Origin of the sequence: Kribbella sp. NPDC003557 (assembly GCF_040610805.1) — a bacterium.
In the GTDB taxonomy this organism is placed as follows: Bacteria; Actinomycetota; Actinomycetes; order Propionibacteriales; family Kribbellaceae; genus Kribbella.
Genome location: NZ_JBEXMY010000002.1, coordinates 539,481 through 547,964, shown reverse-complemented (window position 1 = coordinate 547,964; position 8,484 = coordinate 539,481). Strand labels below are relative to the sequence as shown.

General features: G+C 70.9%; 10 protein-coding genes. 3 read left to right on the top strand and 7 right to left on the bottom strand.

Annotation, left to right across the window (positions count from 1 at the left end; genetic code table 11):
- Positions 1 to 35 precede the first annotated feature (35 nt).
- A complete protein-coding gene (locus ABZW60_RS08460; RefSeq protein WP_355475091.1) occupies positions 36 to 1,034 on the bottom strand; it encodes an SPFH domain-containing protein in 999 nt (332 codons plus the stop codon).
- A 76-nt stretch (positions 1,035 to 1,110) separates the two neighbouring features.
- Here ABZW60_RS08460 and ABZW60_RS08455 point away from each other — a divergent pair, with 76 nt between their 5' ends.
- Entirely contained in the window at positions 1,111 to 1,794 is a 684-nt protein-coding gene (locus tag ABZW60_RS08455) for an NUDIX domain-containing protein (RefSeq protein ID WP_355475090.1), read from the top strand.
- 34 nt (positions 1,795 to 1,828) lie between these two features.
- Positions 1,829 to 2,497, top strand: a complete 669-nt coding sequence (locus ABZW60_RS08450; RefSeq protein ID WP_355475089.1) for an SDR family NAD(P)-dependent oxidoreductase — start codon at positions 1,829 to 1,831, stop codon at positions 2,495 to 2,497.
- On the opposite strand, the gene ABZW60_RS08445 is transcribed toward ABZW60_RS08450, so the two are convergent.
- A complete protein-coding gene (locus ABZW60_RS08445) occupies positions 2,454 to 3,359 on the bottom strand; it encodes a carbohydrate kinase family protein (protein WP_355475088.1) in 906 nt (301 codons plus the stop codon). The two genes, ABZW60_RS08450 and ABZW60_RS08445, sit on opposite strands and share 44 nt — an antisense overlap.
- A 75-nt stretch (positions 3,360 to 3,434) precedes the next feature.
- On the opposite strand from ABZW60_RS08445, the gene ABZW60_RS08440 reads away from it, so the two are divergent.
- Positions 3,435 to 4,790, top strand: a complete 1,356-nt coding sequence (locus ABZW60_RS08440; RefSeq protein ID WP_355475087.1) for a hypothetical protein — start codon at positions 3,435 to 3,437, stop codon at positions 4,788 to 4,790.
- Here the strand turns inward: ABZW60_RS08440 and ABZW60_RS08435 are convergent.
- The 5 genes from ABZW60_RS08435 to ABZW60_RS08415 form a co-directional block, all read right to left on the bottom strand.
- The gene (locus ABZW60_RS08435; protein ID WP_355475086.1) at positions 4,780 to 5,409 is read right to left on the bottom strand and encodes a CoA transferase subunit B; all 630 of its coding nucleotides are present in this window, start codon (positions 5,407 to 5,409) and stop codon (positions 4,780 to 4,782) included. The two genes, ABZW60_RS08440 and ABZW60_RS08435, sit on opposite strands and share 11 nt — an antisense overlap.
- Before the next feature lies 1 nt (position 5,410).
- Positions 5,411 to 6,199: a CoA transferase subunit A gene (locus tag ABZW60_RS08430; protein ID WP_355475085.1), complete on the bottom strand. Its 789-nt coding sequence runs from the start codon at positions 6,197 to 6,199 to the stop codon at positions 5,411 to 5,413.
- A gap of 122 nt (positions 6,200 to 6,321) precedes the next feature.
- Complete coding sequence (locus ABZW60_RS08425; RefSeq protein ID WP_355475084.1) at positions 6,322 to 7,245, bottom strand: tetratricopeptide repeat protein; 924 nt, start codon at positions 7,243 to 7,245, stop codon at positions 6,322 to 6,324.
- A 53-nt stretch (positions 7,246 to 7,298) separates the two neighbouring features.
- On the bottom strand, positions 7,299 to 7,997 hold the full coding sequence (locus tag ABZW60_RS08420) for a carbohydrate-binding family 9-like protein (RefSeq protein WP_355475083.1): 699 nt from the start codon (positions 7,995 to 7,997) through the stop codon (positions 7,299 to 7,301).
- Entirely contained in the window at positions 7,990 to 8,481 is a 492-nt protein-coding gene (locus ABZW60_RS08415) for a hypothetical protein (protein WP_355475082.1), read from the bottom strand. Before ABZW60_RS08415 ends, ABZW60_RS08420 begins: the two co-directional genes overlap by 8 nt.
- Positions 8,482 to 8,484 lie beyond the last annotated feature (3 nt).

Genomic DNA, 8,484 nt, shown 5'->3' with positions numbered 1-8,484 from the left:
GGTCCCCTGAGCCGTCGGGGGTGTTGGGTTCGGGCTCACTGCCGGTCTCCGGTGGTGAGTTTGGTGAGGAGTGGGGTCAGGAGGTCGGGGGTCAGGTTCAGGGTGCCGATTTCCGGCAGGGCGCCTTGCTTGATCGCCATCGCCAGGATCGTCCCCTGGTCCAGCTCGGCGTACGCGGCCAGCATCGCCTGCTCGGCCGCAGCCTCGGCGGCGCCGATCACTCGCTTGGCGTCCGCCTCGGCCTCGGCCAGTGCGCGCTGGCGACCGGCCGCGGCGTGCGTCTCGATCTGGCCGGCCGCAGCCGCCTCGGTGGCCCGCAGGCGCTCGTTCTGCCCGTGCTGGTTGACCAGCTGCTCCTCGCGCCGGGCGAGCTCGATCTGGTTCTGCAGCTCGTTCTCCGCGATCGACCGCTCCCGCTCGACGGCCAGCGCCCGCCGCTCGTACGTCGCCTTGTCGGCCGCCTGCTGCACCATCTCGCGGGTCGGCGTCTGCAGCGCCTTCTCCACGTCACGCTCGGCCCGTACGGCGACCACGCGCACGTCCTCGACGCCGATCCCGAGGCCCGTCAGCCGCTGATCCTCCCGCAGACCGGTGCCGACCGCCTGACGCAGCGCGGTCATGCCCTCGGAGAGCGCCTCCGTGAGTGTCATCCGGGCGAGCAGGTCGAGAGCGGTCTGCTGGGCGAGCTCGGTCAACAGACCGCCGAGCTGCTCGAGCGGCGTGGACCGCCATTGGCCGGTGCCAGGGTCGATGCCGAAGTCCAGCCGGCTCGCGGCCAGCGCCGGGTCCGTCACCCGGTACGTGACGGTGGCCTGCACCGCGACGTCCTGGAAGTCCTGCGTGCGCCCGTGGAACAGCAACGGCTGCTCACGGTCGTCGATCGGGATCTCGCTCAGCGACGAGTTCAACGCCCGGAACCAGAACGCCTGACCGGCGCCGTCGTGCGCGACCTTGCCGTTGCGCAGGTGCCGCACGTGGGTGGTCGGGTTGGCCCGCAGGTGGCTGATGAAGCGGAACCGGGTGATGTCTGCCATCTCTGTACTCCTTGTCGTCACTATGACGATAAGGGGCTGGATGACTTCTCGTCAAGATGACGATTAGAGTGTGGTCATGGACTTCGAGCCGCTCGGCCTGGCCACCGACCTGGTCATCCTGACCGTCCGCGACGGCCGCCTCCAGGTGCTGCTGATCCGCCGCGGCATCCCGCCGTACCAGGGGCGCTGGGCGCTGCCCGGCGGATTCGTCCGGCCGGACGAGGACCTCGAGACGACCGCGCGCCGCGAACTCGCGGAGGAGACCGGGCTGGCCGCGGAGCGGATCCACCTCGAGCAGGTCGCGACGTACGGCGCTCCGGACCGGGACCCGCGCGGCCGGGTGGTCAGCGTCGCGTACCTGGCCCTCGTACCGGATCTGCCCGCGCCGGTCGCCGGCTCCGACGCGGCGTCGGCGGGCTGGGTCGACGCGGCCGACGTACTGGCGGATTCCGGGCGGCTGGCGTTCGACCATCACCGGATCCTGGCCGACGGGGTGGAGCGGGCGCGCGCGAAACTGGAGTACTCACCGCTGGCCACGGCGTTCTGTCCGGCGGAGTTCACGATCTCCGAGCTCCGCGGGGTCTACGAGGCGGTCTGGGGCATCCCGCTCGACCCGCGGAACTTCCACCGCAAGGTCACCAAGACGCCCGACTTCGTCGCTGCTGTGGGTACGACCACGACGCGCGACGGCGGCCGTCCGGCCCAGCTGTTCCACCGCGGCACCGCCACCACGCTGCACCCGCCGATGACGCGCGGTTGACCTCCAGCCGACTTGAGGTGGTTGTCTGCCGGGCATGACTCACGTCCTCGTCACCGGCGCCGGCCGCGACACCGGCCGCAAGCTCGCGCTCGCCTTCGCCGCGCGTGATGCCCATGTCCTCGCAACCGCCCGGACCCGGGCCGCCGCCGAGGAAACGGTCGAGCTGATCCACGCCGCGGGCGGGCGGGCGACGGCCGCCGTACTCGATCTCGCCGACCCGGCATCGATCGAGCAGCTGCCCGTCGATCGGCTGGACATCCTGGTCAACAGCGGCGCGCGCTACCTGGCCGGGGACGCCGGCCCGGCCGACATCATCGACACCATCGCCGGGGCCGCCACCGGCACGGTGCTGCTGACCGAACGGCTGCTCCCGCTGCTCAGGCAGTCCGACACCCCGGACATCGTCAACCTGATCTCAGCCGCCGGCGAGCCCGGCCAACACCGCTCCGAGGCACACGCAGCCTTCTACGCCGCCAAGCACGCCCAAGCCGGCTACGCCGAGATCCTCTCCGATCGCCTCCGCCCGGAAGGCATCCGCGTCATCTCCCTCTACCCACCGGACTTCACCCAATCCGGCCCCCGCCACCCCGACGCCCCTCTCACCGCCGACTCGGTCGTCGACTGCGTCCTGTTCGCCGTCACCCAACCCCGAGACTGCTTCATCCGAGCCTTCTACTTCGAACAGCTAGTTCCTCGGCGGTGATGAGGTTGGTGTGGGTGCCGGCGGAGCCGCAGGCCCAGCTGGCGGCTACGGTGCCGGCGGTGGCGGCGTCCTGCCAGGGGGCTCCGTCGAGGTAGCGGGCCAGGAAGGCGGCTACATAGGCGTCGCCGGCGCCGTTGGTGTCGACGACCGGGCGGTCGGGGAAGGTGATCGCGGGGAAGTGGCGGACCGGTTTGCCGCGGACGTGGAGGTAGCTGCCGTCCGCGCCGGCCATCGCGACCACCACGTCGGCGCGGCCGTTGGCGAGGATCCAGTCGACGCCGTCGGGCGGCAGCGCGGTGGTCGAGACGAAGACGATGTCGGACGCGGTCGCGAAGTCCTTGTGGTGGTCGTTGCGGCCGTCCCAGTCGTGCAGGTCGGTCGAGATCGACCGGTCGGCGGCGATCGCGTCGCCGAGGGCGTCGCGGGCGAAGTCCATGATCGAGACGTGTACGTGCTGCGCGAGGCGGAGCGCCGGGCGCCACAGGTTCGGGTCGACGCGCAGACCCTGCGGGTGGCGGCCGTCGTACATCGACAGCCGGCGGCCGTCCGGGGAGACCAGGTTGACCGACCGGCGGGTCCCGCTCGGGTGCAGCACGACGCGCAGCGGGATGCCGAGTTCGTCGTACTCGCGGCGGATCCGCGCGCCCTCGGGGTCGTTGCCGATCACGTCCACCAGACCGGACTGCAGCCCGAGCAGGTGGCAGCCGAGCGCGACGCCGTGGCCGGTGTGCGCCAGGTACGACTCGATAGGTTCGACCGGGACCGTGTCGACGTCCGCCAACGGCAGGCCCGGCACCCGCACGATCGTGTCGATGCCTACTCCGCCGATCACCAGCACATCCAGCTCCACCTGTCCCGTCATACCCGACTTTCGCCAGGGATCACAGGTGTCTTTCGCAAGCTGAACGGATAGTTGGTGTCCGGGCACAGTCGGGCCATGCTCAATCGCCGAACTCTCATCGCGTCCACCGTGCTCGCCCCACTCGCCGGCTTCGCCGGCTCGTCGTTGATGGGAGGAGGAAGCGCCCTCGCGGCAGGCGGAGGTACGGCGCCCGTGGCGGGCGGGGGCGCGGCGTCCGAGGTGGGCAGCGTGCCCGCACCGGACGGAGTCGCCCCGGGTCGGGGCGCCGGACTCACGCCGACCGGCGGGCGGGTCGGCGGCGCGCGGTCGGCGGCGGTGCCGATCCGTCTGCCGCGGCCGACCGGGGTCTTTGCGGTGGGTACGACGGAGCTGCACCTCGTCGACCAACGGCGGGACGACCCGTACGTGCCTGGGCGGCCGCGGGAGCTGATGATCAGCATCTGGTATCCGGCGCGCCGCCCGGCCGCGCCCGCGCCGTACCTGTCGCCGCTGACCGCGGAGGTCTTCGGCGAGGGGGCGGCGATCGCGCTCGAGCAGCCCGTCGGCGCCATCGACTGGGTCGGGGCCAGGAGCTACGGCGGCCTCCTCGCGCCGGTCCTTCCGGGGAAGCGGCCGGTCGTCCTGTTCTCGCCCGGCTTCGGTGTGCCGCGCGGGCTCGCGTCGATCAGCGTCGCGGAGCTCGCCAGCCGCGGGTACGTCGTGGTCACCGTCGACCACACGTACGAGGTCGCCGGCGTCGAGTTCCCCGGCCACCGCCTCGAAGTACAGACCCTGCCGCCGGCGCCGTACGCGCTGCTCGCCCGCACCGCCCGCTTCGACGACCTCCGCTTCGTCCTCGACGCGCTCGCCCGGCTCGCCCGCGGCGAGAACCCGGACGCGGAGCACCGCAGTCTCCCGAGAGGGCTCGGCGCGGTCCTCGACCTCGACCGGATCGGCGCGTACGGTCACTCGGCCGGCGGCCTGAGCTCGATCGACCTGCTGGTCGCCGACCCGCGGATCCGCGCCGCGATCGACATGGACGGCGAGCTCGGCTACGGGTACGACGCCCCGGCCGACTGCCCGACCGTCGCGCGAGGGACGACTCGCCCGTTCCTGCTGATGGGCTCGGGCGCGGTCGGTCCGGGGCCGCACGATCACCGGACCGACCCGTCCTGGGGACTCTTCTGGGAGCGCTCGTCAGGCTGGAAACGCGACCTGAACCTGCCCAACGGCCGGCACTACAGCTTCGTCGACTACCAGGCGCTGATCCCGTGGTTCCAGCGGTTCTTCACCGTCCCGCCGGAGCTGATCGCGAACACCGTCGGTACGGCGGACGCGGACGACGTCCTGCGCGCCCTCCGCGCGTACGTCCCGGCGTTCTTCGACCAGCATCTCCGGCACCGCCCGCACAACTGGAGCAGTGCGCTGCCGGAGACGGAGTTCATTGCTTGATCGGGGCCCCGGTCTTGTCCTGCAGCTCGTCGAAGGTGACGCCCTCGGCCAGCTCGACGAGCTGCAGGCCGTCGTCGGTGACGTCCAGGACCGCCAGGTCGGTGATGATCCGGTTCACCACACCGCGGCCCGTGTACGGCAGGTCGCACTCGGACAGGATCTTGTGCGAGCCGTCCTTGGCGACGTGCTCCATCAGCACGATCACCTTCTTGGCGCCGTGCACGAGGTCCATCGCGCCGCCCATCCCCTTGACCATCTTGCCGGGGATCATCCAGTTCGACAGGTCGCCGGTGGCCGACACCTGCATGGCGCCGAGGATGGCCGCGTCGATCGCGCCGCCGCGGATCATTCCGAACGACAGCGAGGAGTCGAAGAACGATGCTCCGGGCATCGTCGTGACGGTCTCCTTGCCGGCGTTGATCAGGTCCGGGTCCTCGTCGCCCTCGACCGGGTACGGCCCGACGCCGAGGATGCCGTTCTCGGACTGCAGGACGACGGTGACGCCGTCCGGGATGTAGTTCGGGACCAGCGTCGGCAGGCCGATGCCGAGGTTCACGTACGAGCCGTCCTCGAGCTCGGCGGCGGCCCGGGCGGCCATCTGCTCACGGGTGAGTGGCATCTCAGGCCTCCAGCTTCTCGCGCTGGGCCTCGAAGGCCTCGCGGGGTTGCACCGTGCGCTTCTCGATCCGCTTCTCGATGTCCTTGCCGACCGCAACGACGCGCTGGACGTAGACGCCCGGCAGGTGGATCGAGTCCGGGTCCAGCTCACCAGGCTGAACCAGTTCCTCGACGGAAGCGATCGTCACCCGGCCGGCCATCGCGGCGAGCGGGTTGAAGTTCCGCGCGCTGCGGTCGAAGACCAGGTTCCCGTGGGTGTCGCCCTTGAGCGCGTGCACCAGCCCGAAGTCGGTGGTGATCGACTCCTCCAGGACGTACGTCGTGCCGTTGATCTCCCGCGTCTCCTTGGCCTCCGACGCCTTCGCGACCGAGCCGTCCGCGTTGTACTTCTGCGGCAGCCCGCCCTCGGCGACCTGGGTGCCGACGCCGGCCAGCGTGTAGAACGCGGCGATCCCGCAGCCGCCGGCCCGGAGCTTCTCGGCCAGCGTGCCCTGCGGCGTCAGTTCGACCTCCAGCTCACCGGACAGGAACTGCCGGGCGAACTCCTTGTTCTCCCCGACGTACGACGAGGTCATCTTGGCGATCCGCTTGTCCGCGAGCAGGATGCCGAGGCCCCAGTCGTCGACGCCGCAGTTGTTCGACACGACGCTGAGCCCGGACACCCCCTTGTCGTGCAGAGCGCTGATCAGCTGCATCGGGTTGCCGCACAACCCGAAACCGCCGACGGCGAGGCTGGCGCCGTCCCCGATGTCCGCCACCGCTTCCTGCGGCGACCCGTACGTCTTGTCCATCAGCTGCTCCGTTGCAGTATGTCGAGGCCGATTCGCTCCGACTCTAACCAGCCGAACGGTGTCTCGCGATGTGGGCGGTGCCACAGATGTGGCGGCGTACCACCCGGCAGTGTGGTCGGGTCCTACGCCGACGCCTCGGAGGCGTTCAGCGCGGCGAGTTCGAGGACCGCCTCGTGGTGGGCGACGTCCAGGTCGGGGAGCGCGAGGACGGCGGACAGGTGCGCGCGAGCCGCCGGGAGGTTCCCCGAGCCGCGCGCCGCACGACTCAGCCCGATCCGCGCCGCGGCGACGCTCTCCGGGAGGTCGGCGTGCTCGCCGATCGACAGCGCGTGGCTGTAGTCCTCGTGCGCGTCCTCCAGCTTCCCCTGCCGTCGGTAGAGGTCTGCCCGCTCGCACAGCAGCAGCGCGGTCTCCTCGGCGAGACACAGGTGCTCCGCCAGCCGGATCGCCTCGGTGATGACGTCCAGCGGCTCGTCGACGACCTGCCGCAGCCCGTTCAGGGCCAGGAACATGCCCCACCGGTCCTCCAGCATCCGGAACCGGCCCAGCGCCGTACGCAAGGCCTGTACGGCGTCACCCGGCGCGGCCGTGGTCAGGCCGGGGTACCCGCGGCACAGCTCGACGGCCGCACGCGTCCACGCGTCACCGCCCTCGTTGCGCTCCAGCACCTCCTCGACCACCGCCGCCGGCTCGAACGGCCCGAACACGAGGGACCAGAGCAGCACGGTCACGGAGTACCGGAACGGCCCGGTCGTCGTCAGCACGATCTGCTGGGCCAGCTCCACCTGCTCCTGCTCCGCCGACGCGGCGCCGTGCACGACCGCCAGCAGGTACTCCTCGTCGAGCCCGACCGGGACGGTCCGGCCGAGCATGCTGAGCACCCGCTCCGCAGCGGCCGCTGCTTCGTCCTGGAGCCCGTTGGACCACCAGTACGCTGAGTAGCGCGCAACCAGCCGCAGCGCGGTCCGCAGGTCGCTCTCGCAGGCACGCTCGATCGCGCTGACGACCTGGTCGCCGTCGAGATCGCCGTTGCCCCCCAAGTTCACGTACCTCATTGTCTCTTGGCCGTGTTAACGCCGTGTCACAGGGGTCAGCGGGGTCAGAAACGGAGGACGCCCCAGGTGGCCGGCCGATGCATGTCCTCGATGCCCTGCGGCGACCACACCCAGAACTCGATGTCCTCGCCCTTCACGTACGCCCCGTCGACGACCTCGTGCGGCCACTCGCAGCGCATCAGGTTCATCCGCCACTCGTCGCCCGGGTTCGGGGGCGTCGCCCGGCCCTTGTTGTACGCGGCCAGGTCGGCCCACGGCACGGCCAGCTCGACCGACCAGCCGGTGTCGGTGTCGGACGGGTCGTTGACCGTACCGTCGACGTGGATCGCGGTCCGCAGGCCGGGCAGGTTCGTCGGGTCGATCGGGAGGCCGCCGTCGACGTACGGCTTGGGCAGCGTGAGCTCCCAGATCGTGCCGAGCGCGTTGATCTCGAACTCGTAGTAGTTCAGCCCGTCGCCGTCCGGGTCGAGGAACAGCTCGAAGTTGTTCTCGTGGAACAGCTTGCTGTTGTGCTCGGTCATCGTCGACCAGACGTGCGGCTCCTCGAGCAGACCGCCGACGTACAGGTACTCGTCGTCGTACATCAGCTTCGCCCGGGTCCGGAACCGCGGCGCGGGACCGTCGTGGATCGGGACGAAGTCCGTGGTCCAGGGCGCGGCGTCCCAGGCGGGGTCGGTCAGGGTGCCGTCGAGCTTCGGCGCGGTGGCGGTCCGCGGGCACTCGTAGACGGGCAGGTCAGGCATCGGCACGCTCCAGCAGTCGGGCGACGAGATCGGCGAGCAGGAAGGTGATGGCGGTCAGCGCCGGTACGACGGCGAGGATCCAGGGCGAGTCCAGCCGGCCGGTCAGGAACGCGACGACCAGCGCGACCATGAACGCGACGCCGAGGAACGGGATCAGCTTCGGGTGCGGCATCGCCAGCCGGCTGAGCGCCAGGCCACCGAGCACCATCGTCACGACCACGATCAGCACCAGCAGCGGCAGTCCGAGCGCGCCGCAGTTCGTGGTGTCGCGGAACCGCTCGCAGCTGCGCTCACTCAGCCACACCAGCGCGATGGTCGCGAACCCGCACAGCAGCCCGACGACACCCAGGATCAGCGCGGGCGGCAGCGGCGGGGCGTCGTACCGCCCCTTCCCGGCCTGCTCGGCCTCCTCCGCCTCGTCGGCGGCCTCCAGGACGGCCTCCAGATCCTCTGGCATCCGGTCGCCGTCGTCCTCCTGACTCATTGC

What these genes read in the sequence shown, in the direction of transcription:
- ABZW60_RS08460 (WP_355475091.1), bottom strand. Translation starts at nt 1,034, where the DNA reads ATGGCAGACATCACCCGGTTCCGCTTCATCAGCCACCTGCGGGCCAAC.
- ABZW60_RS08455 (WP_355475090.1), top strand. Translation starts at nt 1,111, where the DNA reads ATGGACTTCGAGCCGCTCGGCCTGGCCACCGACCTGGTCATCCTGACC.
- ABZW60_RS08450 (WP_355475089.1), top strand. Translation starts at nt 1,829, where the DNA reads ATGACTCACGTCCTCGTCACCGGCGCCGGCCGCGACACCGGCCGCAAG.
- ABZW60_RS08445 (WP_355475088.1), bottom strand. Translation starts at nt 3,359, where the DNA reads ATGACGGGACAGGTGGAGCTGGATGTGCTGGTGATCGGCGGAGTAGGC.
- ABZW60_RS08440 (WP_355475087.1), top strand. Translation starts at nt 3,435, where the DNA reads ATGCTCAATCGCCGAACTCTCATCGCGTCCACCGTGCTCGCCCCACTC.
- ABZW60_RS08435 (WP_355475086.1), bottom strand. Translation starts at nt 5,409, where the DNA reads ATGCCACTCACCCGTGAGCAGATGGCCGCCCGGGCCGCCGCCGAGCTC.
- ABZW60_RS08430 (WP_355475085.1), bottom strand. Translation starts at nt 6,199, where the DNA reads ATGGACAAGACGTACGGGTCGCCGCAGGAAGCGGTGGCGGACATCGGG.
- ABZW60_RS08420 (WP_355475083.1), bottom strand. Translation starts at nt 7,997, where the DNA reads ATGCCTGACCTGCCCGTCTACGAGTGCCCGCGGACCGCCACCGCGCCG.
- ABZW60_RS08415 (WP_355475082.1), bottom strand. Translation starts at nt 8,481, where the DNA reads ATGAGTCAGGAGGACGACGGCGACCGGATGCCAGAGGATCTGGAGGCC.